This window comes from Candidatus Oscillochloris fontis (assembly GCF_004138135.1).
Lineage (GTDB): Bacteria > Chloroflexota > Chloroflexia > Chloroflexales > Chloroflexaceae > Oscillochloris > Oscillochloris fontis.
On the sequence record NZ_RYFD01000016.1, the window covers coordinates 25,505 to 48,256 of the forward strand.

A 22,752-nucleotide genomic window follows, 5' to 3' on the forward strand; every position below is an offset into this window, starting at 1 on the left:
TAATGCTGCCATGAACGACAGAGGGTACCTATGAACAACAAAGATACTGGCCCTGGCGTTGTGGCCGATAACCGCAAAGCCCGCCATGATTATAGCATCGAAGAGACCTACGAGGCAGGTATCGTCCTGACCGGCAGCGAAATTAAGTCGGTACGCGCTGGGCGAATCAACCTGCGCGGCAGTTTTGCACGCATCTTTAACGATGAGATCTATCTCTACGATAGCCACATTTCGCCCTACGAACAGTCGGGCACCTACTTCAACCACGTTCCGACCCGCCCGCGCAAACTTCTCATGCACCGGCGCGAAATCAGCCGCCTCGATGGCCTGGTTCGCCAAAAGGGGCTGACGATTGTGCCCTTGAAGGTCTACTTCAAAGGGCGACGGGCCAAGGTGGAACTCGGTGTTGCACGGGGTAAAAAGAACTACGATAAGCGTGAGGATATTGCTAAGCGCGATGCCGAGCGCGACATTGAGCGGGTGATGAAGTCGCGTGATCGGGATTGATTCGCGATACCCCTACGAGGAGCGATCATGTCCGAGGAGCGACTAGTCAACCCCAGTGCCGATAGTGACGACCAGCAGGTCGAGAAGAGTCTGCGCCCGCGCAACCTCGCCGAGTTTATCGGCCAGGAGAAGACGGTCGATCAGCTCAAGATTGCGATCACCGCCGCCAAAGCGCGGACTGAGCCGCTCGATCATACGCTCTTCTACGGCCCACCGGGCTTGGGTAAAACCTCACTCGCCGGGGTGATTGCCCAGGAGATGGGGGTCAAGATCAAGATCACCAGCGGCCCGGCGATTGAACGCGCCGGGGATCTGGCGGCGGTGCTGACCAACCTGCAAAAAGACGATGTGCTCTTTATTGATGAGGTTCACCGGCTCAATCGGGCGGTTGAGGAGGTGCTCTACCCGGCGATGGAGGACTTCGCGCTCGATCTGATGGTGGGTAAGGGGCCGAGTGCGCGTAGCCTGCGGCTTAATCTGCCGCGTTTTACGGTGGTCGGCGCAACGACCCGTGTCGCCCTGCTCACCTCGCCCTTGCGTGACCGCTTCGTCTCGGTGCATCGCCTGGTCTTCTACAGCGACGAGGCCATGTGTGAGATCGTCACCCGCTCAGCGCGCATTCTGGGCATGCCGATCAGCAGTGAGGGGGCACGCGAAATTGGCCGCCGCGCCCGTGGCACCCCCCGTATCGCCAACCGGCTGTTGCGCCGCGTGCGCGACTACGCCCAGGTGATTGGTGACGGGGTGATTGATGTGCCGGTGGCGCGAGCGGCGCTGACCCAACTTGAGGTAGATGAACTGGGGCTGGATGAGAATGATCGTCGCCTGCTGCACGCGATCATCGAACTCTTCAACGGCGGGCCGGTGGGCTTGAGTACCCTCGCCGCTGCGCTGGCCGAAGAGGTAGACGCAGTTGAGGATGTCTACGAGCCATTCTTGCTGCAACTCGGCTTCTTGCAGCGCACGCCACGCGGGCGCATTGCGACCCGCCGCGCCTATGAGCACCTCGGCATCCCCGTTCCAAACGCCGACGAAAATCAGCAGGCGCGGCTCTGGTAGGGGCGCGTCGCGACGCGCCCACGGGATGTGGCGGTATGGTGGGAGACACGGGAATGGGCGCATCACGATGCGCCCCTACGGTTCTTCCTCTGCGCCCCCCGGCGTCCTCGGCGGTGAATAACCGGGGCGCACGGGAATGGGCGCGTCGCGACGCGCCCCTACGGTTCTTCCTCTGCGCCCTTTGGCGTCCTCGGCGGTGAATAATCGGGGGCGCACATTCTCTGTTATGCGATGATATTCTGCCATATATCAGCAGGAACCATTCGTGTGAGGTGCCCGACATTGGTGGTAGCAATAACAACGCTGTGTCCAGCCCCAATGAGCAATGCGGCTTGAGCAGCAAGAATAACATCACCATCAAGTGCATCACTAGCGGCAGTTGGTTTGCCTTGTTGTCGCAACTGTGCCCAAAATTCAGATGCGAGCAACAGGGTCTCAGTCGTAATTGTAAGGTAGCCGATACGTGCCCGGAGTGCATCAATCTGCTGCACTCCGTTCATACGTCGAGCACGTAATAATTCACGTCGTACTTCATAGTCAGTAATATCAGGGACGCGAACATGTATTCCTCCCGTAAGCAAATTTTCCAACCATGTTCGACATGCATTTGCTTCTACCGATTTGGATGGCCCAGTTACCAAACCCAATGGGCCAGAATCCAGTAAGACGAAACGTTTCATTCTGATTGCTCCAAATGCGGAAAGAGCTTACGATACGAGGTACGATGGGCATCAATGGAACGCATGACATCTTCCCAAGACTCGGTATCTTCATCATTATCTACTATCTCCGCAGCACTCCACGAGCGAAGTAGGGTAATTGCTCTGTCAGGCGAGACATCACCCGGAACCATAAAATCATCCATATTCATGGTTGCTGCCAGTGCTCGAATGTGTGGCATGATCTGAACATAGAGAGGGATTTCTTGCAACACTATGGTTTGGAGTTGGTCAGCAAGCATTTCCTGAGCCAGCAAGTTTTCGGCTTTGCCTTGACGCTGGGCCTCTGTATGCAGGCGTGCATAGAGTTCGGGAGATAAACTAATCGTTATTGTATTCATCTTGGCTCCTCCGCCCGCGCCAACAGATCTGCCAGCGCATAGTTCACACTTGTCACCCCAAAGTCCGGCTCACGCTGAAAGGGTTGACGTATATACTGTACCCGATGTGCGCCATCAGGCGCAAAAAGTACTAGCGCCAATATGTGAGGAAGGAGGGATATGATACACCGATTGGGGTATCGGGAAACCCAAAGGGGCGTAGGGGCGCGTCGCGACGCGCCCACGGGATGCCGCACCAGTACGGGGGGGCACGGGAATGGGCGCATCACGATGCGCCCCTACGGTTCTTCCTCTGCGCCCCTCGGCGTCCTCGGCGGTGAATAACCGGGGGGGCACGGGAATGGGCGCATCGCGATGCGCCCCTACGGTTCGTTCTCTGCGCCCCTCGGTATCCTCGGCGGTGAATAACCGGGGCGCACGGGAATGGGCGCATCACGATGCGCCCCTACGGATGGGGTGATGCGGATGTAGGGGCGCGTCGTGACGCGCCCACGGGATGTGGCGGTATGGTGGGGGGCACGGGCATGGGCGCATCGCGATGCGCCCCATACGGTTCTTCCTCTGCGCCCCTCGGCGTCCTCGGCGGTGAATATGTTCTACCGCAGAGGAGCGCAGAGGTACGCAGAGGATGGAGCGATGGCGCATCTTTAGCCAATAGCTACCTCTTCGTAGGTGCCTACACCAGCCCGCTGAACAGCCGCTTGAACAGCATCAAGATGTCCCTGTATCTTGGGCCAAGATGTGGAGCAAAGAACTACAATGGCGATGTGACGGGTATTCAGGTTTTGTTGGTAGCGGAGATTCTGATCAGTTGTAATCAGCAGGTCTATACCGGCTAATTCAGCTTGGGCGAGAAGTTGCCCATTGGTAAGTTCTGCCCATCCCCGTTCATAGGTTGTCGTGACAAGATGCGTGCCGAGGTAGCGTCGAAGTGGGACAGGCGTACCTTGATCAAACAGAATATTCATGCTGCTGCCCGTATGCTCAACACCGCAACTTCGTAGTTCAATACCGCTTCCACATCAACCCGTTGGACACCAGGAAACCATTCAAGAAATTGGTCTATGGTTGCGCCATCGCGCAGATTCTCAAACAATGCAGCAACCGGAACTCGTGTTCCTCGAAAGACCCATGCGCCACTTACCACATCAGGGCGCGACTCGACGGCTGCAAGATGTTTCCACGCTTCTTTCATCGCAGTCCTCCTTATGGTTGAGGAGTCAACCCGCACGTGGATTGTAGCATACGACCATGTGGCTTCGACAGGCTCGGCTTCGACAAGCTCAGCCAGCGACACCGCTCCGTTGGCTGAGCCTGTCGAAGCCAACGCGCCGCAGCCTTCGACAAGCTCAGCCACCGTCACCCCACCTCCCTGATCATCGCGATCTCATCACACAACTCCTGCTTGAAACAGGTCTTGCAATCCTGCCAGATCTTGTGTGGCAAGTGGATCTTGGGGATTTCGTGGAAGCCCATGTGGCTGAAGAAGCCGACCTGGAGCGTGAGGGCGAAGAGGGTTGGGATGCCCAACTCCTGCGCTTCATCAATCAGTGGCTCTACCAGATGCCGCCCCAGCCCCTTGCCCTGAAAGTCCGGGTGTACCGCCACACTCACTACTTCGGCCATGTCGGCCCAGGTGATATTCAACCCCGCACAACCCACCACCTCACCATCAGCAACCGCAACGTTCAGCGAACGCACGCGGTTGTAGAGTTGATCCATCGTTTTGGGCAGCATGTCACCACGCGCCGCATAGTAGTTGATGATCTCATAGAGACGAGGCACATCGCGGACATGGGCACGGCGCACGATCAACTCGGCGTCGGGCCGCGCATGCAGCTTGGGGAGCGAGATGGGTGGGTTGTAGATCGGGGTGAGTGGACTCATGGCGGTGGCTTTCATTCTTGGGTGAGCAGATCGCGCCAGCGTGCGCATTGCTCAGCGACCCGCTGCGGTGCGGTGCCGCCGAGGCTCTCTTTGCGACTGACGCTGCGGCTGAAGTCGAAGATTGCGTAGACGTGCTCATCGAAGTTGGGTTGGACTGCCTGGTATTCGCTCAGCGGCAGCTCGCGCAGCGGCTTGCCCAGTTCGATACTGCGCCGTACTAGCCGCCCGGACTTGGCGTGTGCTTCGCGGAAGGGTACCCCCAACCGCACCAACTCATCGGCGAGGTCGGTGGCCAGCATGGCGTCATCGAGGGCGGCCCGCATGCGCTCCGGGTTGGCCTCCATCGTCTGCACCACGGCGGCGGCCACGCGCAGGCCCAGATCGAGCGTGTCGAGGCTGTCAAAGAATGGCTCTTTGTCCTCTTGCAGATCCTTGTTGTAGGTGGTGGGTAGCCCCTTCAGCGTGGTGAGCAGGCCCACCAAGTTGCCGATCAGCCGCCCGCTCTTGCCGCGCAGCAACTCCATACTATCGGGGTTCTTCTTCTGCGGCATGAGGCTGGAGCCGGTACTGTAGGCATCGGCCAGTTCGACAAAGCCAAACTCGGCACTGCTATACAGCACCAGATCTTCGGCCAAGCGGCTCAGGTGAATGCCGGTCAGCGCAAAGCCGAAGAGCAACTCGGCCACAAAGTCGCGGTCGGAGACGGCATCGAGCGAGTTGCCCGCCACAGCATCGAACTCATCGAGCAGTTCGGTGAGGCGTTCGCGTTCCACCCCCAACGAATTGCCCGCCAGTGCGCCCGCACCGAGCGGCAGAGTACGGGCGCGGGCGGTAGCGTCGGCGATGCGCTGGCGGTCGCGCTCGATCATCTCCACAAATGCCAGACACCAGTGGCCAAAGGTGATCGGCTGGGCGCGTTGCAGATGGGTATAGCCCGGCATGACCGTGGCGGTGTGGCGTTCGGCCTGTTCGAGCAACGCCACCTGCAAGCCCATGAGGCGCTCGTCAATCATCCGGGCGGCCCCAATCGCAAAGAGGCGCATATCGGTCGCCACCTGATCGTTGCGCGAACGCCCGGTGTGCAGCTTGAGCGCCACTTCTCCCACCAGTTCACCCAGGCGGCGCTCGACAGCGGTATGGATGTCCTCGTCGCTTGGCTTGGCCTCGAAGCGCCCATCGGCAAACTCGCGCCGCACCAACTCCAGCCCCTGGACCAACTGCTCCTGCTCATCACTCGTGATCAAGCCCGCCTCGGCCAGCGCACTGGCCCAGGCGATGCTGCCACTAATATCACAGGCAGCCAGGCGCACATCAAAGCGGAATGAATCGTTATAGAGCGACATCTCTGCCGCAGTCGGGGCACTAAAGCGCCCGCCCCAAAGTTTATGCTCCATGGTGTAGCAACCCTATTAGGTGCGGTATTCCGCATTGATACGCACATAATCCAAGGAAAAATCGCACGTCCACACCGTCGCCGCGCCATCGCCCAGACCCAGATCGGCATCAATCGCAATCTCGGCCACATTCAGCAGATCGCTGGCTGCGCACTCATCGAAGGGCAGCGGCAACCCGGCTTCCAAGACGCGCATCCCACCGAACGAGAGCAGCACCCGGTCGGGGTCAACCGTCGCCCCGGAGTAGCCAATCGCACACAAGACCCGGCCCCAGTTGGGATCGGCGCCATAGAGCGCGGTCTTGACCAGCGGACTCTTGGCGATGGTCATGGCGGCCAGTTTAGCATCGGCATTGCTGGTGGCCCCGCGCACGGTGATGGTGACAAAGCGGGTGGCCCCTTCGCCATCGCGCACGACGGCCTGGGCCAGATGCTGACAGATCGCGGTCAATCCGGCAAAGAAGGCCGCTCCATCGGGGCTATCGAGGTCACTGATCTCCGGGTTACCCGCTGCTCCATTGGCCATAACCAGTAGCGTATCATTGGTACTCGTGTCGCCATCAATACTGATACTATTGAAACTGAGGTCGGCGGCGCGGCGCAGGGCGGTATCGAGGCATGCCGGCGTGATCGCGGCATCACTCGTGATCGTGGCCAGCAGCGTGGCCATATTGGGATGGATCATCCCCGCGCCCTTGCTCATCCCCCCCAGGGTGATGCTGCTACCAGAGGGCAACGCCACCTGCACCGCGCAGTACTTGGGCTTCGTGTCGGTGGTCATGATCGCCCGCGCCGCCGCCGGGCCATGCGCCGCATCCAGCCCCTGCGCCGCCACACCGATTCCGTTCAGGATCTTCGCCACTGGCACCGGTACGCCAATGGTTCCGGTTGACATCACAAAGACCGAATCCTCAGGCAGACCGAGGGCGGCTTCGGTGGCACGCACCATCGCCAACGCGGCCGCATCACCATCAGAGCCAGTGCAGGCATTGGCGTTGCCCGCATTGATCACCACCGCCCGCAGGCTACTGGCACTACGCTGCATCAGCGCCATATCGTAGCGTACCGGAGCCGCCTTGACCAGATTGGTGGTAAAGATCGCCGCCGCGCTACAGGCACGCTCACTCACCACCAGCGCCAGGTCATCACGATCCCGGTACTTAATGCCACACGCCGTCGTTGCCGCCGCCCACCCCGCCGGAGAAGCCGGGTGGCCATCTTCTACAAACGTGATCGTCATAGGTTAGGACTCACTTGATCGCAAATTTGCTGGAGGCGGATCTTCCCAACGCACCGCCTCTTTGACTTCGATACCGTGGAGGTGTTCAGTATCGTTATAGATATTGAGCCGCCAGAGACCACGACGGCGACGATTGACATATTCCCAGTGGGTAAGACTGGTGTTGCGGGTATGGAAATCGGTGGGAGGGAGCACCATACTGGGCATACGGAAGAAGTGGATGAAGGCGGCATCAATCACCCCGCCGTGGCAAACGATCACGATGGTTTTGCCCGCATGCTCTTCGGTAATACGGGCAAGCGCCCGCGCCACCCGCAGCGAGAACGTGCCCCAACTATCCCCATTGGGGGCAATCGGGCGCAGCGGGTAGGTATCGAAATCGGGGTGGCCGAACTTCTCCCACGCCTCGTTGGTGGTCATACCATCAGCATCACCCATGTTCATCTCTTGCACCTCATCATCAAAGATGATCGGCAAGCCAAACGCGGGTTGAATGATCTCAGCGGTTTCACGCGCACGCGGCATGGTACTAGCGATCAACACATCGGGAACGATCTCGCGGGTGCGTATGAGGCGATCCCGCAGCCGCTCAGCCTGCTTGCGGCCAAGCTCGGTCAGGCCGGTGTCACCGATCATCCCTGGGATGATCGGTTTGACATTCGTCACTGCCTCGCCGTGCCGGATGAGATAGAGATGGGTCATGGTGGTTGATGTTTCTTTATTTTGGTGGTGTTGGGCGGCAAAGCCGCCCAACACCACCAAAAAACAGGGCTTACTTCAAAAATGCCTGCACCTTCATACTCAAACCATAGAGCCGAATGAACGCCTCGGCATCCTTCTGATTGTAGACCATGTCGGGGCCGAAGGTGGCCAGATCCTCGCGGTAGAGCGAGAAGGGCGAGCGCCGCCCGACCACAATCGCATTGCCCTTGTAGAGCTTGAAGCGCACCTCGCCGGTCATATTCTCCTGAGTCGAGCGCACAAAGGCGTCATAGTGCTCACGGATGGGGGTGAACCAGCGCCCGTTATAGACCAGATCGGCATAGTCGAGCGCGATGCGATCCTTGGCCCGCATCGTCTCTTTGTCCAGCACGATGCTCTCTAGCTCGCGGTGCGCGGTGTAGAGCAGCGTCCCGCCGGGGGTCTCATAGACGCCGTGGCTCTTCATACCCACCAGGCGGTTCTCGACCAGATCAATCCGCCCGATGCCATGCTTGCCACCGATGCGGTTCAGTTCGTCCATGAGTGGCACGAGGCCCAGTTCCTGGCCGTTCACGGCGGTGGGCACACCCTTGACAAAGGTGATCGTCAACTCTTCGGGGGTATCCGGGGCATTCTCCGGGCTGACCGAGATCATGAACATGCCCTCTTCCGGCTCATTCCATGGATCTTCGAGGATACCACCCTCGTGGCTCAGATGCCACAGATTGCGGTCGCGGCTATAGATCTTCTCGGCAGTCGCCGTGACGGGCACGTTATACTCGGCGGCATAATCGAGGGCATCCTGGCGACTCTTGATTGACCATTCGCGCCACGGGGCGATGATCTTCAGGCGCGGGTTAAGGGCGAAGAAGGTGAGTTCAAAGCGCACCTGATCGTTACCCTTGCCGGTAGCACCGTGGCACACCGCATCAGCCCCTTCCTCCTCGGCGATGAGTACCTGGTGGCGGGCGATGATCGGGCGCGCAAACGAGGTGCCGAGGAGGTACTTGCGCTCATAGATCGCCCCGGCCTGCAACGTCGGCAGAATATAGTCGCGCATAAACTCTTCACGCAGATCGCGCACGATCAGCTTGCTGGCCCCAGAGGCGAGCGCCTTCTCCTCCAGCCCCTCCAGTTCCTCGGCCTGGCCCAAGTCGGCACAGAAACAGATCACCTCACAGCCATAATTCTCGCGCAGCCAAGGCACAATCACCGACGTATCCAGACCACCCGAATAGGCCAATACAGCCTTCTTGACATCGCCCTTTGCCATGATCCAACTCTCCTGTTGTTATCCGTAGCGTATCGAAAAAATCGCACAAAAGAAGCCAGCTTGCGCTCTGGCAATGCTGGCTTGGGAACCTCACGGTGGGCAAGCGCGACTAGCCAGGGCGGGTGGCTGGCTGGGGACGACGCTGACGACGGCGCTTCTGCTGCGACACGTTTTGGTCCTTGATCATCGCGTATTGCTTCCTGGCGAGAGTATACCACAAGTTGTAGATTTAGGATGGAATATCCGCCTGGAGGGTAGGGCATGTACAAAGTCACCTCCGGTGGGGGTTCGGGGGCGGTGAAGCCGCCAAAACACAACAAAAATTGAGGTTTGGGGCACAGCCCCAGTAACTGTTCACACTTCTCCTAGCTTCCGGTTTTTGACGCAAAGACGCAGAGGCGCAAAGCCTGCAATAAAACCTTTGCGTCCTTGCGCCTTTGCGTCAATACGAGATTTCTTTTACCCCAAGTGTGAATAGTTACCAGCCCCAAGGACTTTGCACATCCCCCCTTTTGCGGGTACAATCGGGGTACGCCTTTGGTCTTCTTGCTAGAGACAGAGGAGCGTTATGCGCATTGTCGCGATGATTATGGCCGGTGGTGAAGGAACCCGCCTGAGTGTGCTCTCAGAGAAACGGGCGAAGCCATCGGTGCCCTTTGCCGGAAAGTTCCGCATTATTGACTTCACCCTCTCCAACTGTGTCAACTCCGGCATCTTTGATGTTGCGGTCTTGACCCAGTATCGCCCCCACTCACTCAATGAGCACATCGGGATCGGAAAACCGTGGGATCTTGACCGCTCACGCGGTGGGTTGCGGCTGCTTCAGCCCTATCAGGGACGTAACGATGAGTCATGGTACCGTGGTACATCCGATGCGATCTACCAGAATTTGAACTTTATCCGCGAACGGCGTGCGGATCTGGTGCTGATTCTCTCAGGTGATCACATCTATAAGATGGATTACAACGATATTGTTGCGACTCATCTGCGCAACCGCTGCGATCTGACGGTGGGGGTGATGGAGGTTCCGCTGGATGAGACGGATCGCTTCGGGATTATGACCACCGATGCGACGGATCGAATTATCGAGTTTACTGAGAAGCCCAAAGCGCGCGATAAGGGTCAACTGGCCTCGATGGGAATCTATGTCTTTAATGCTGATGCGTTGATTCAGCGCCTCTCTGAGGGGTGTGATGATAAGCCCCGCATTGATTTCGGCAAGAATGTGATTCCGGCAATGGTGGCCGAAGATCGTGTCTATGCCCACCGCTTCAGTGGCTATTGGGTTGATGTCGGGACGATTCAGTCCTATTGGGAGACGAGTATGCAGTTGCTCGATCCGCAACTCAACTTCGATCTCTTTGATAATGAGTGGCGTATTCGTACCCGTAGCGAAGAGCGTCCGCCCGCGAAGATTGGCCCGCAGGCCAAGGTGAACCAGTCCATCATCTGTAACGGTTGTATTATTCGTGGCACCGTCGAACACTCCGTCCTCTCGCCGGGGGTCTATGTCTCGCCGGGCGCGGTAGTGCGCGATAGTGTGGTGATGAACGATACCTGGATTGGGCCGGGTGCGGTGCTCGATAGGGTGATCATTGATAAAGACGTGGTGATCGGAGCCGGGGCGCGGGTTGGCTGTGGCGATGATTTCAACGTCCCCAATCGGCTCGAACCGGATAAGATCATGACCGGGGTCAGTGTGGTGGGCAAGGCGGCCCACATCCCACCGGGGATCGGTGTCGGGCGCAACGTGGTCATCAATGCCGACCGCGATACCGAGGATTTTCCGGGCGGGAATGTCGCCTCCGGTGAGACGATCTAGAAGGTGTGCCATGTTGCGAACACTTGCATTGATTCTGGCCGGTGGTGATTCGCCCGCGCTCTCGATTCTTACTGCAGAGCGTACCGAGGCGGCGGTGCCATTTGGTGGGAAGTTCAAGATTGTTGACTTCACGCTCTCCAACTGTATCAACTCCGGCATCCATAATGTCGGTGTGTTGACCCAGTATCGCCCACGTTCGCTCCATGCCCACTTGGGTGTCGGGCGGCCCTGGGATCTCGACCGTGCCCAGGGGGGGCTGCGCCTCCTGCATCCCTCGCCTACCCCCGATGGGGGTGGCTGGCAGCGCGGGACTGCCGATGCGGTGCGCTACAACCGCGATTTCGTCGAGGAGCAGGTGGCTGATGCGGTGCTGCTGCTGGCCGGGGATCACATCTATAAGATGGACTATACCCCGCTCTTGCAGTTCCACGAGGAGCATGAGGCCGATGTGACGATGGCGGTACGCAGCGTCAGCCCCCACGATGTGCGCCGTTATGGGATTGTCTCGGTGGGCAGCGATGGATTGATTGACCGCTTTGTCGAGAAGCCGCGCCGCTCTACCTCTAGTCTGGCCTCGATGGGGATCTATGTTTTTCGTAAGCAGTATCTCCTTGATCTGCTCACCAATGGCGATGATGCCGACTTTGGGCGTCACATCCTGCCCCGGATTATCGGTCAGGCGCGTGCCTACGCCTACAACTTCCAGGGCTACTGGGCCGATGTGGGCACGCTTCAGGCGTTCTACGAGGCCAATATGGCGCTCTTGGCTGAAACTCCGGCGCTCGATCTGTATGATACGGAGTGGATCATCCATACCACCAGCGCCGACCGCCCCGGTGTCCAGATCGGCAGTAGTGCGCGCATCGAGAATAGCCTCCTCAGTGACGGCTGCCAGGTCTATGGCAACGTCGTGCGATCCATCCTCTCCCCCGGCGTCTATGTCTCGCCCGGTGCCACCGTGCGCGACTCGGTCATCTTTGGGGATGCCTGGATCGGCCCCGATGCGGTGGTAGATCGCTGCATCATTGACGAGGATGTACGGGTTGGTGTAGGGGCTTTGGTCGGCGATGGGGCTGACAACACTCCCAACCACGAAGCTCCCGAACGGCTCAATACGGGCCTGACTTTGGTCGGTTTGCACGCCCAGATTCCCAATGGTACCTGTATCGGGCGGAATGTGATCATTCGCCCGCGCACGCCGGAGCAGGCGTTTGGGGCAGCTAAAGTGATTGATAGCGGTTCGACGGTATAGCCGGGGTTTGGGGGCGGTGTAACCGTTCTCAAAGAACTTTTTTCGCTCATATTGGCGGCGCAGCCGCCAATATGAGCGAAAAAAATAGAATCCAACCATGCCACATCTTCCCGAAATTACCATTGATTCCAGCCTGCGCCCGCGCCTACAACAGGGCCACCCCTGGATCTACCGCAACCATGTTGTGAGTAGCGAACGGCTACGCTCCGGCCAGTGGGTGCGGGTGCGCTGTGGCAATTGGAGTGCCTATGGGCTGTGGGACGCCACCAGCCCGATTGCCGTGCGTATCTTCAGCCGTACTGCGGTTCCCGATGCGGACTGGTTTGCCGAGCGCGTGTGGGAAGCCTGGGATCTCCGCGCTACGGTGCGTGATGCCGTCCTACCCACCAACGCCTACCGCTGGATCTACGGCGAGGGTGATGCGCTGCCGGGGCTGGTCGCGGATCGTTACGGCGACTTTGCGGTCATCCACACCTATGCCGAGAGTATCGCGGCGATTGTGCCCCAGGTGGCGGCGGCGATGCGTGCGTGTGACCACGAGTTGCGCGGGGTGGCATGGCACTCACGCGCCCAGGACGAAGAGGAGAGTGATGCGCCACGATCTGCGAGCCTGCGCAGCGTGTGGGGCGAGTTGCCCCCGCGTGATCTGGTGGTGCAGGAGCACGGCCTCTTCTTCCACGCCGATCTCTGGCATGGTCAGAAGACCGGACTCTTCCTCGATCAGCGTGAGAACCGGCGTATGATCGAGTCACTGGCAGCGGGGCGGCGCGTCCTCAACTGCTTCGCCTACACCGGCGGCTTCTCGCTCTATGCGTTGCGCGGCGGGGCCGCCGAGGTGATCAGCGCCGATATTGGGCGCGGCTTGGCCGAGGCTGCGGATCAGAATGTGGCGCTCAACCATCTGCCCGCCCAGCGCCATCAGTTTGTGACCGAGGACTGCTTTGCGCTCCTTGATGGCTACGTGAAGACCGGGCGGCGCTTCGATCTGCTCATTCTTGACCCACCCAGTTTTGCACGCGCCAAGGGCAACGCCCACGCAGCGCAGCGCGCCTACACGCGGCTCAACGCCCTCGCCATCCGCTGCATCGAACCAGGTGGGTTGCTGGTCACAGCGAGTTGCACTAGCCAAATCAGCCCCGAAGCCTTCCGCACCATGCTCGCCGAGGTCGCCGCCACCACCCAACGCCGCATCCAGATCATCCATGATGCAGGGCAGCCATACGATCACCCGGTGCCTGCGGCCTTCCCGGAGGGGCGTTACCTCAAATTTCTGGTAGCGCGCATTTTGCCCATGGCGTAGAGACGCAAGTAGAGACGCAACATCTTGCGTCTCTACTTGCGTCTCTACGACCCCGTCACCATATCGGCCTCTTCGGGCCATGGTTCCACATTCCCTGCCCAGTCACGCGCACGCACGCGGAAACCGAAGTGCTTGCCCTCATCGGGGCCGAACCATGCACTCGTTTCGGTGACGTTCACCTTCCAGTCCGTCCAGCCACCCTTAGGCAGTTGGCGTACCTGGATATCGTAACTCGCAATCCCGCTCATGTCGTCCGCCCCACCCCAGGTGATCTGGTAGCCTGAATCCTGACGCACGATCTCGGTGATCGTCCCATTGGGCGGGGTAGTATCGCTACGCGGGTACCAAGCGAGGGCATCAAAGCGCACCGCCCGATCATTGTCATTGGTGATGTCATTCAGAGCAACCCGGGGTTGATCGTTGGTTGCACCATCAAAATGGTAGGTACCGAGTGAGACCCAAGTGCCATTATTCGCTTGTTGATCCACGAGCACCTCGGTGGTGGCACCATCATGGTGAACCTGATAACGCGCCGAATTGGTGGCGGCCGGCCCACACTTGGGAATATAGGCTTTCACCTCATAGAAGCCCGCGCCGGGCAGTTGGGGGGCCCAGGTGGCACCACTGGTGCCCTTGGCCGGGTTACTGGTCGAGAGGGTGTAATTGTGGCTACCACCCACACCGCAACCTGCCTCATCCCAATGTGGCCCGTTGGCACTATAGCCCTCGGCACCATTATCCACACCGATTGAATCGGGTTCCCACTCAACTGGTGGTTCAGTTGGGGCTGCCGAAGGCGTAATCGGCACTGCATTCCCTGGGCCGGGGTCATCACCTAACCAGAGGAAGGTAACGAGCACATAGTCGCTATGGGTCATCCCCAGGTCGTCCCAGAACGTCCCATCGGCAATATCAATGCCATTTGGTTCCCGCACTCGGCGTCCGCTCTCATCACGTCCACCATTATAGTCGTCGTAATAGGCCGCGTGGGCCATCGGGCGGCCTACTGGTAGATCACTGTAGCGGCGGTCGGGATTCCAGTAATCATCTTTGGTGTTCCAGGGACCAACATCCCAGACTGGAGCAATCACGGTACGCCCATTGTAGGTGAGGCGCACGGCATATCTGCTGGAGTCTTTGGGAGAGAGCACACTCCATGAGGGCAGAGCGACAAAGCGGTCACGCGGTTGAATGATGTGGCCATTCGCAGTTCGGCGGCCTACCAACCCTTCACGGGTGGCGAAGATACGGTAGGTTGGGGCGATCTGTTGTTGGTCAGGTGCAGCGGTGGGTGCCGCCTGCACTTGGCCAACAGTAGCCGCCATCAGGATGATGATGATGGCGATGAATGAACGGCGTAAGTTTGAATCGATCATACTCCTCCTTCTACGGTGAGATTGTCCATTGATGGGATTGCAGCGATCCAGACCGCACCGGGATTCATCAAAATCTCGCTGCCATCTGCGGCGTAGAAGCGTAGTTGAGCAAAGCCTGCCCCCTTACGCCAGGTGGCCTCGACCATGGTTCCATCACGGAAAATCCGGGCTTTGCCCTCACCAATAACCTGTTGCTCAATCCGCCCCTTGGGGTCGCCGGGAATGGGCGACTCGGGCACCTCCATGAGCACGAGATTTTTAAACCGCAACTGCTCACCCGTCGTCGCATCAACATGCGGGCGACCAGCACGGAAATAGAGATAGTCGTTTGTCGCTGGATCATAGCTCCAGCCGACATAGCTTTCGCGGTAGATGAAGAAGTAGCGCAGGTTCTGGCTGGCCGGGCGCTGATCGGCGGAGGCTTCCGGCTTGAAGAGGAAGCCGATCTCGCTCAGATCAGGGGTTTCGACATTCCGGCTGGCAGCGAAGGCGGCAATATTGGCGCTACTCGTGAAGAGGTTATGCGGGGCAGCACGCTCCTTACTGCGCCAGAAGTAGCGGCTTGAGACGCCCTTGAGGGCATCGTTGTTGATGATCTCTATCGAGGTTTCGGCGAGCAACAAGCCCTCCGGTGACCCACCCGCATGCGTATAGACCGAAGAGAAAGCCTTGGCCCACTCGACATAGTAGGGACGAGCGCTGCGCACCGGGCCAATCGTGGCTAGTTCGGGCGAGATGCCGGGGGCGAAGATCGCCATATAGCGGGTAATACCAAATTCGGCCAGCGCTTCAAAGACGATCACCGCATTGTCCATCCCCGATTGCGGGTATGCCTTGGGGTGGTTATCGAGCATCACGGCAAAAGGGCGCTCCGTCAGGCTTCCACGCACGAGTGCCAACCGTCCAGTGATCACTTCAGGTGTGGGGGTTGGAGGTTCAGGCGTAGGTGGTAGAGGCTCAGGGGTCGCTGTCGGAGGCGCTGGTGTGGGTGTTGGAGGTGCTGGCGGTGCCGTTGTCGCAAGCACTGGTACGGCACTTGGCGGGTTGCTGGCTACAGCAGTTGTTGGTTGGGCGGTTGCTGGGCTACTCGCACAGCCAGCAACAATCACCAGCAAGAGTATCAGCAGAAGCGAACGTACACGGTTCACGTAGCTATTCATATCTGCGATGTATCCTTGTAATATCTTCCGCGAACAGGGCGGGATTGGAACGAAGCGTATAATACCACATTCTTGCAACTACGTGTGTAAGTTTCTTGTCATTTTGTTGAGATATTGCATCAGATAGCTATCAGCTTGCTATCAGGTAAATACCACCACTGTGAGCAAGAGGTGGCTGGCCAGCGCAGCTATACTGCGTATGGGAACACGAGGGCGATGCGCGTTATTACGACCTATACGCTCCAGCTAGGTCTTTCACGTTAGGTGTTACGACGCACTCCGATAGATGAAGATGCGCGCCGGGTTGAGCCATTGTTCAACTTGGCTCCCCAGCGTTGCTGGAGGCGTGTGCAGATCGAGATCCAGCGCTGCGGTGTTGCCCACTTGGAACTGGACGCGGTAGTGGCGACCACGGAACTGCGCGGTGCGGATCTGGCCATGTAGATGATTTGCAATGCTACCGCTGCCCCCTTGTGCCGCCGCATCGGGGGCCACGACCGCCACCGCGCTACTGCCGGGGGCCAGATCATGCATCGGGGTGCCGTACAGTTCGCCCAGCGTCGTGCGGATGCGCCCTGCGCCCTGGTATGATCCGGGGAGGTAGTTACGTAGTCCTAGGAAGTTCGCCGCCCACAGGCTGGCTGGCTGGTGGTAGATCGCCTCGGCAGAGCCGATCTGTTCGAGATGACCGGCATGCATCAGTGCCACCAGATCGGCGAGGGCAAAGGCTTCTTCTTGGTCATGGGTGACGTAGATCGCGGTGACACCGACGCGGCGTAGGACGTGGCCGAGTTCCTCTTGCAGTCGTTCGCGCAGCGCACGGTCGAGAGCCGCCAGTGGCTCATCGAGCAGCAGCAGGCGCGGACGAGGAGCCAGTGCCCGCGCCAGCGCCACGCGCTGGCGCTCGCCTCCCGATAGCTCGAAGACCCGCCGCTGGCCATACCCGGTCATCCCTACCAGATCGAGCATCTCGTCTACTCGCGCTGTGATCTCCGCCCGTGCGAGGTGCTGCATACGCAACCCGAAGGCCACGTTGGCGCTCACATTCATATGCGGGAAGAGCGCGTAGTCCTGAAACACCATCCCGATGCCGCGTTGATGTGCGGGGATGTCGTCAATCCGGGTTGCATCGAGATGCAGTGTGCCCTGATCTGCATGTTCAAGCCCGGCCACGATGCGCAGCAGCGTGGTCTTCCCGCACCCCGAAGGGCCGAGTAGTGCCAGGATGCTCCCGGCAGCAAGATCGAGGCTCACCCCAGCGAGTACGCGCTGGCCCGCAAATGATTTGTGGATCTGGTTGATCTTGAGCATAGTATCGTTGGGGCTGCTGTGCCGCCGCAGCGGGGGCTTCGGGGGCCGCAGGCCCCCGAAAAAACGTTGCTTGTTGGGGTGTTTTTGGCGGTGCAGCCGCCAAAAACACCCCAACAAAGCTAATACTGAATGAGCGAGTGGACAGAGTAGGGCGCTAACTTTTCGCGCCCGTTGAGGAAGTTCAATTCAACCACAAATGCCAGTTCCACTACCGTACCACCCGCCTGCTCGATCAGCTTACTGGCGGCGGCAATCGTCCCACCCGTGGCCAGCAGATCGTCAATCACCAACACCCTAGCCCCCGGCTCGAAGGCATCGCGGTGAATTTCTAGCTTATTGGTGCCGTACTCCAGACTATACTCGATCTGGTAGGTGTCGGCAGGCAACTTGCCTGGCTTGCGTACCGGCACGAGGCCCACACCCAGTTCGAGGGCAATGGGAGCACCAAAGATGAACCCGCGTGACTCGATCCCTGCTACGGCTGTGATGTTCTGGTCGCGGTAACGCTCGACGAGCAGGTCAATCACCTTCTTGAAGGCTGGGCCATTGCCAATCAGTGTGGTGATGTCCTTGAACATAATACCGGGCAGCGGAAAATCGGGCACGTTGCGAATCAGGTCGGCAAGCTCCTGGGTGGACATACAACCTCCGGGTTCATAATGCACGTTTCGTGCGGCTATTATACTTGTTCATGGCTAGAGCATGAACAACATTGACTGAATCTTCGCACTATTCGCATTTGTGCTGTTTAGACTATGTTTGCGCCACCAGAGTACCCCCGCCAGCCCATAGTAGCCCCCCAACACCCAGAGCGGAAAGGTGGGGATGTCCACTGCTGCCCAACTAGGTTGCGCCAAGATGCGCACACCACTGGTGATCCAGGTGAGGGGCAGCCAGAGCAGGCAGCCGAGCAGTTGGCCCAGCGGCAGCCAGATCAAGCCGCCCACGAGTGCGAGGCTACCCAGGAGCATCGTATAGGGGATCACCGGCACGATCAGGATGTTGGCCAGCGGTGCAATGATCGAGAGATTGCCGAAGGCGTAGAGGATGAGCGGTAGTGTCAGCACCTGCGCTGCCAGGGTCGCGGTGAGCGCCTCGGTAAAGGGAGCCATCCAACCCCAAGCGAAGGGCGGACGCGCCTTCAGCCAGGTCTCAACCGGGCGACCAAAGGCGAAGAGGCTGGCGGTGGCGAGTGCCGAGAGCTGAAACCCCATGTCCCATAGGCTATGCGGGTCAGCCGCGCTGATCAGCCAGCATGCAGCGAAGAGCAGGTGCCACGGCTCGCTCTGGCGCTCGCTGGCCCGTGCCAGTACCATGAGGCTGGCCATGGTGGCGGCGCGCAGCACCGCTGCCGAGCCGCCGGTGAAGATTGCATAGACCCACATGATCGTCAGGGTGAGCCAGAAGGCGGGCCAGCGCCCGATGCGCATGTGCTGACTCAGCCCGGCCAGCAATGCGGCCACAATCGTAAAGTTCCAGCCCGAAACCACCAGAATGTGGCTGGTACCGGTGACGGCGAAGGCATCTGCGACGGTATCGGGGATGCTCGATTGGATACCGAGTAGAATGCCGATGGCCAGCGAGGCTTGCGGTTCGGGCACCAAGCGCACTAGGGTCGCTCGGCAGTGTTCGCGGGCGGCGTAGATCCAGTGGAGTGGCCCAGGTGGGCTGGGGCTGAGGCGACGTATCTCGCCGGGGGTGCGCATCAGAACGTGGATGCCGCGATGAGCTAGGTAGGCACGGTAGTCGAACTCGCCGGGGAAGGTGGCGGGGCGCGGGCTGCGCAGTTTGCCCGTCACCAGCAGCCGTTCTCCGTACTGGTAGGCCGGGAAGGGCGGCATGCTGATCAGCACTAGCCCGCTGCTGCTGCGGGTTTGCCTATCGTGCTGCACCGCCTCCACTCGCAGGATGAGCTTCTGGCCCTCCTCATTGCGAGTGGGGTCGGCATGCACGTGGCCCACAAGCTGCACCTCGCCCTGCTCAGCCAGCAGTCGTACATCAGTTGGCCCCACCGGCGGTAGGCTCGCGCCATAGCGCAGTGCGCCTAGCGCAAAGACGAGCAACGCCGCTCCCCAGCGTCTTCGTACTCCCACCACCCCCACCACCCCCACCGCCCAATACCAACCCGCCACGATACTGAGCGACGCCCCGGCAACAATCCCGATCATCCAGGCAATCGCGAGCTGAATGAGCATGCTGCCCTCCAACTAGGGCATGGGGAACGTCTACCTTCGGTGGGGGTTTGGGGGCGGCGAAGCCGCCCCCGAAGATCTTTTTTGGTGTTTTTTGGCGGCGAAGCCGCCAAAAAACACCAAAAAGAAGGTTTTGGGGCTACGCCCCAAAGACGTTACCCATACCAATATAGCTTGTCCACAAGCTATACCGTTGGGGGGCAAGCCGAGGTTACGCTGGCCGTGCCACAAGCTCGACTCCCCAATCACGCAGTTCGCCAACCACATGATCAACCAGGGCATCTAAGGCGGCGGCACACGGCGGGGTCAGATCAAGCCCCGGTTCCATCACCAACGGCTCCATCCCCCACAGGATGATCAGTTCGGGGGTGGTGCCGCGTAAGGCACTGATCGCCAAGAGATCGTGTAAGCCCGACTGGTGCATGGACATTTTGAGCGCCAGGGCTGCTGGAATCGCATCCCCCTCTAGACGCACGATACTGCCCGGTTCATGGCCGCTGCGTACCGCATCAATCAGTAACACCCGGCGCGCATCTTCCAGGTAGGGGAGCAGGTTGAGGCCCAGGGTGCCCCCATCAATCGCCTCAACCGTATCGGGCAGGATGTAGCGTTCAACTAGCCGTTCGTAGGTGCGTACCCCGATCCCCTCATCGCGCAGCAGGATATTACCTAGGCCCATCAGGAGCGTTTTTGACATAACGAGAAGTATCCTAATCGGCGTGGCTCGACACCTTCTTGGATGCTGGAGCGGCAGCCTCAGCCTCTGGCTCGATCCAGTCAGGAGCTTGGTCGGGGCGTAAGAACTTGAAGCCACTGAAGATGCTCGACATTAGCCCGTTGCCCTCTTCCATATCAATCAGCCATGCTACATAGATATGGTACATCGCAAAGAGGATGAGCAAGTACATGATGACGTGGTGAACCGTGCGTAACTGCTGCGCGGGGGCATTCATCAGCACCCAGCCGGTCAGTTTGGCCCAGATACTCTCTGGATGCAGATCGCCAAAGAGCGCCAAGCCAGAGAAGGTGATCATCGCATAGAGCACCACAATGATCGCATAGGTCATCCCGGCGAGAGCATTATGGCCAATCGTTTCGGGCGGGTCACGACGCAGGAAGAAGTAGTACTGGAAGGCGTGGAGCATGCCCTGTCGCCCGCGTTTGGTGAGGAAGGGGAAGAGGCCACGCCAACTCGACCATGCATTCCCCGCGAAGGCCCAATAGGTACGCAGGAACACACTCGCCATAAAGACGAAGGCGGCTGCGAAGTGGACAAAGCGAACCGTCCCCATGAAGAAGCCCGCATAGGACTCGCGGTAGGCCACGAAGAGCCAGGGGTTGCCGATGAAATAGCCGGTGAGACTGAGCACCACAATGCTGATCGCATTGATCCAGTGGGTCAGCCGTACCGGGATCTCCCAGACATAGATGCGCTGACGCATAGACGACCTTCTGGAGAGAGGGTGGGAGGCCGGTACGCCCCCCACCGCCCCCTGCTACTTCGTTACCTGAATACGGTTAATCTCGACCCCGCGACTATCAACGAGGTGGACCGAACAGGCCATACACGGATCGAAGGAGTGGATAGTGCGCAGGATCTCCAGTGGCTGATCGAGGTTTTCCACTGGCGTACCGATCAATGCTGACTCGTAGGGGCCACGCACCCCCTTGGCATCACGCGGCGATCCGTTCCAGGTGGTCGGTACGACACACTGGTAGTTGGCGATCTTGCCATCCTTGATGCGCACCCAGTGGCCCAACGCGCCACGCGGCGCTTCCATAAAGCCCCAACCCTCAGCCTCCTTGGGCCACGTTGCAGGGTTCCAGCGCTCATTGTTGTGGATGGCCAGATCACCGCGCCCGATATTATCGGCCAGTTCGTCAATCCAGCCGAGCAACTGATCGCACATCAGCAGCGTCTCGATGCCACGCGCCGCCGTGCGGCCCAGGGTCGAGAAGAGCACTTCTGCGCCCACCCCAAGCTGCTTGAGCACCGCATTGACCGTATCTACCGTCGCGGTGTTCCCGGAAGCATAGGCCATCAGGGTGCGGGCGAGCGGGCCGACTTCCATCGGTGCGTCGTCGTAACGCGGCGTCTTCAGCCACGAGTACTTACCCGCAGTATCGAGCCAATCGTAGGGTGGCTTGGGGCCAGTGTAGTTGGGCTGGGTCTCGCCTTGCCAGGGGTGTAGGGGGATGGCATCGCCACCGCTATAGGTGTACCAGGAGTGCGTGACATACTCGCTCACCTTCTGCTGATCCACCACTCCAGGGGCACTTCCCACCGCCTTGTCGAGCATGACGCCACGTGGTGTCCAGAAGCTATTCACACTCCCATCGCTACTGGTGGGGAAATCGCCATACGAGAGGAAGTTGCCTACCCCGCCACCGATAGCGCCCCAATCCTTGTAGAAACTGGCAATCGCCAGCAGGTCGGGGATATAGACCTGCGAGACGAACTGTAACGCCTCCTGGGCGAGCGAGCGCATCTGGGCGATACGTCCGGCATTGATTGATTTCTGGGCATTCGGATCAATTGGTGCGGCCATCCCGCCCACCAAGAAGGTCTGCGGGTGGGGGTTCTTTCCACCCAAAATGGCATGGATCTTGATCAGTTCCTTCTGCCAATCCAGTGCCTCCAGGTAGTGCGCCACCGCCATCAGGTTGGCTTCGGGGGGCAGTTTATAGGCCGAATGGCCCCAGTAACCATTGGCGAAGATCCCCAACTGACCACTCTCCACAAAGCGCTTCACCCGATCCTGGATCGCAGTGAAATAGCTCGTCGTAGACTTGGGCCAATCCGAGATCGACTGTGCCAACTCGGCGGTTTTGGCCGGATCAGCGCTCAGGGCACTCACAATATCTACCCAGTCGAGGGCGTGTAGGTGGTAGAAGTGGACGACGTGATCCTGGATGTAGAGCGTGGCGGCGATAATATTGCGCAATAGACGCGCATTGTTGGGAATCTGGATCTGGAGCGCATCCTCAACTGCCCGGATTGACGCCAGCGCGTGAACCGTCGTACAGACCCCACAGATACGTTGGGTAAAGACCCAGGCATCACGCGGGTCACGATCCCGCAGGATCATCTCCATCCCACGGAACATGGTGCTACTGCTCCACGCATCCACCACCCGGCCATCCTCAACCTGCACTTCAACCCGCAGGTGGCCCTCAATACGTGTGACTGGATCGATGGCGATCTTTGCCATAGCTAT

Annotated in this window: 22 protein-coding genes; 5 read left to right on the top strand and 17 right to left on the bottom strand. The window is 59.4% G+C overall.

Features of this window, described 5'->3' with window-relative positions:
• Positions 1–30: 30 nt before the first annotated feature.
• Positions 31–507, top strand: coding sequence for an SsrA-binding protein SmpB (smpB, locus tag EKD03_RS08195; protein WP_129629448.1), 477 nt, complete (start codon positions 31–33; stop codon positions 505–507).
• A gap of 27 nt (positions 508–534) precedes the next feature.
• Positions 535–1,566, top strand: a complete 1,032-nt coding sequence (ruvB, locus tag EKD03_RS08200; RefSeq protein ID WP_129629450.1) for a Holliday junction branch migration DNA helicase RuvB — start codon at positions 535–537, stop codon at positions 1,564–1,566.
• A gap of 224 nt (positions 1,567–1,790) precedes the next feature.
• Here ruvB and EKD03_RS08205 read toward each other — a convergent pair whose 3' ends face one another.
• From EKD03_RS08205 to EKD03_RS08245, 9 genes are all read right to left on the bottom strand, one after another.
• Positions 1,791–2,246 carry a type II toxin-antitoxin system VapC family toxin gene (locus tag EKD03_RS08205; RefSeq protein WP_129629452.1) on the bottom strand — a complete coding sequence of 152 codons (456 nt, stop codon included), beginning with the start codon at positions 2,244–2,246 and terminating at the stop codon, positions 1,791–1,793.
• Entirely contained in the window at positions 2,243–2,626 is a 384-nt protein-coding gene (locus EKD03_RS08210) for a hypothetical protein (protein WP_129629454.1), read from the bottom strand. The genes EKD03_RS08205 and EKD03_RS08210 overlap by 4 nt, the downstream gene beginning before the upstream one ends.
• A gap of 647 nt (positions 2,627–3,273) precedes the next feature.
• Entirely contained in the window at positions 3,274–3,594 is a 321-nt protein-coding gene (locus EKD03_RS08215; RefSeq protein WP_129629456.1) for a hypothetical protein, read from the bottom strand.
• On the bottom strand, positions 3,591–3,821 hold the full coding sequence (locus EKD03_RS08220) for a DUF433 domain-containing protein (RefSeq protein WP_129629528.1): 231 nt from the start codon (positions 3,819–3,821) through the stop codon (positions 3,591–3,593). Before EKD03_RS08220 ends, EKD03_RS08215 begins: the two co-directional genes overlap by 4 nt.
• 164 nt (positions 3,822–3,985) lie before the next feature.
• Complete coding sequence (locus EKD03_RS08225; RefSeq protein ID WP_129629458.1) at positions 3,986–4,513, bottom strand: N-acetyltransferase; 528 nt, start codon at positions 4,511–4,513, stop codon at positions 3,986–3,988.
• An 11-nt stretch (positions 4,514–4,524) separates the two neighbouring features.
• Positions 4,525–5,907, bottom strand: a complete 1,383-nt coding sequence (gene argH, locus EKD03_RS08230) for an argininosuccinate lyase (protein WP_129629461.1) — start codon at positions 5,905–5,907, stop codon at positions 4,525–4,527.
• Between the two features lie 15 nt (positions 5,908–5,922).
• A complete protein-coding gene (gene argJ / locus EKD03_RS08235) occupies positions 5,923–7,146 on the bottom strand; it encodes a bifunctional glutamate N-acetyltransferase/amino-acid acetyltransferase ArgJ (protein ID WP_129629463.1) in 1,224 nt (407 codons plus the stop codon).
• Positions 7,147–7,149: 3 nt separating this feature from the next.
• The gene (locus EKD03_RS08240; RefSeq protein WP_129629465.1) at positions 7,150–7,848 is read right to left on the bottom strand and encodes a histidine phosphatase family protein; all 699 of its coding nucleotides are present in this window, start codon (positions 7,846–7,848) and stop codon (positions 7,150–7,152) included.
• Positions 7,849–7,918: 70 nt separating this feature from the next.
• Positions 7,919–9,121, bottom strand: a complete 1,203-nt coding sequence (locus EKD03_RS08245; protein ID WP_129629467.1) for an argininosuccinate synthase — start codon at positions 9,119–9,121, stop codon at positions 7,919–7,921.
• A gap of 568 nt (positions 9,122–9,689) precedes the next feature.
• Between EKD03_RS08245 and EKD03_RS08250 the strand changes: the two genes are divergently transcribed.
• The 3 genes from EKD03_RS08250 (at position 9,690) to EKD03_RS08260 (ending at position 13,495) form a co-directional block, all read left to right on the top strand.
• The gene (locus EKD03_RS08250; RefSeq protein WP_129629469.1) at positions 9,690–10,943 is read left to right on the top strand and encodes a glucose-1-phosphate adenylyltransferase; all 1,254 of its coding nucleotides are present in this window, start codon (positions 9,690–9,692) and stop codon (positions 10,941–10,943) included.
• 10 nt (positions 10,944–10,953) lie between these two features.
• Complete coding sequence (locus EKD03_RS08255; RefSeq protein ID WP_129629471.1) at positions 10,954–12,195, top strand: glucose-1-phosphate adenylyltransferase family protein; 1,242 nt, start codon at positions 10,954–10,956, stop codon at positions 12,193–12,195.
• Between the two features lie 97 nt (positions 12,196–12,292).
• Positions 12,293–13,495 carry a class I SAM-dependent rRNA methyltransferase gene (locus tag EKD03_RS08260; RefSeq protein ID WP_129629473.1) on the top strand — a complete coding sequence of 401 codons (1,203 nt, stop codon included), beginning with the start codon at positions 12,293–12,295 and terminating at the stop codon, positions 13,493–13,495.
• A 44-nt stretch (positions 13,496–13,539) separates the two neighbouring features.
• On the opposite strand, the gene EKD03_RS08265 is transcribed toward EKD03_RS08260, so the two are convergent.
• The 8 genes from EKD03_RS08265 to EKD03_RS08300 form a co-directional block, all read right to left on the bottom strand.
• Positions 13,540–14,871 (bottom strand): golvesin C-terminal-like domain-containing protein, encoded by a 1,332-nt coding sequence (locus EKD03_RS08265; protein ID WP_129629474.1) that lies wholly within the window; start codon positions 14,869–14,871, stop codon positions 13,540–13,542.
• Positions 14,868–16,031 (bottom strand): DUF3048 domain-containing protein, encoded by a 1,164-nt coding sequence (locus EKD03_RS08270; protein ID WP_129629476.1) that lies wholly within the window; start codon positions 16,029–16,031, stop codon positions 14,868–14,870. The genes EKD03_RS08265 and EKD03_RS08270 overlap by 4 nt, the downstream gene beginning before the upstream one ends.
• Before the next feature lie 267 nt (positions 16,032–16,298).
• Positions 16,299–17,342 carry an ABC transporter ATP-binding protein gene (locus tag EKD03_RS08275; RefSeq protein ID WP_129629478.1) on the bottom strand — a complete coding sequence of 348 codons (1,044 nt, stop codon included), beginning with the start codon at positions 17,340–17,342 and terminating at the stop codon, positions 16,299–16,301.
• 119 nt (positions 17,343–17,461) lie between these two features.
• Positions 17,462–17,983, bottom strand: coding sequence for an adenine phosphoribosyltransferase (locus tag EKD03_RS08280; RefSeq protein WP_129629480.1), 522 nt, complete (start codon positions 17,981–17,983; stop codon positions 17,462–17,464).
• A 54-nt stretch (positions 17,984–18,037) separates the two neighbouring features.
• Positions 18,038–19,537: a ComEC/Rec2 family competence protein gene (locus tag EKD03_RS08285; protein WP_129629482.1), complete on the bottom strand. Its 1,500-nt coding sequence runs from the start codon at positions 19,535–19,537 to the stop codon at positions 18,038–18,040.
• Positions 19,538–19,745: 208 nt separating this feature from the next.
• A complete protein-coding gene (locus tag EKD03_RS08290; protein ID WP_238613443.1) occupies positions 19,746–20,231 on the bottom strand; it encodes a HyaD/HybD family hydrogenase maturation endopeptidase in 486 nt (161 codons plus the stop codon).
• 13 nt (positions 20,232–20,244) lie between these two features.
• Positions 20,245–20,976, bottom strand: a complete 732-nt coding sequence (gene cybH / locus EKD03_RS08295; RefSeq protein WP_129629484.1) for a Ni/Fe-hydrogenase, b-type cytochrome subunit — start codon at positions 20,974–20,976, stop codon at positions 20,245–20,247.
• Positions 20,977–21,030: 54 nt separating this feature from the next.
• Positions 21,031–22,746, bottom strand: a complete 1,716-nt coding sequence (locus EKD03_RS08300; protein ID WP_129629486.1) for a nickel-dependent hydrogenase large subunit — start codon at positions 22,744–22,746, stop codon at positions 21,031–21,033.
• Positions 22,747–22,752: the final 6 nt, after the last annotated feature.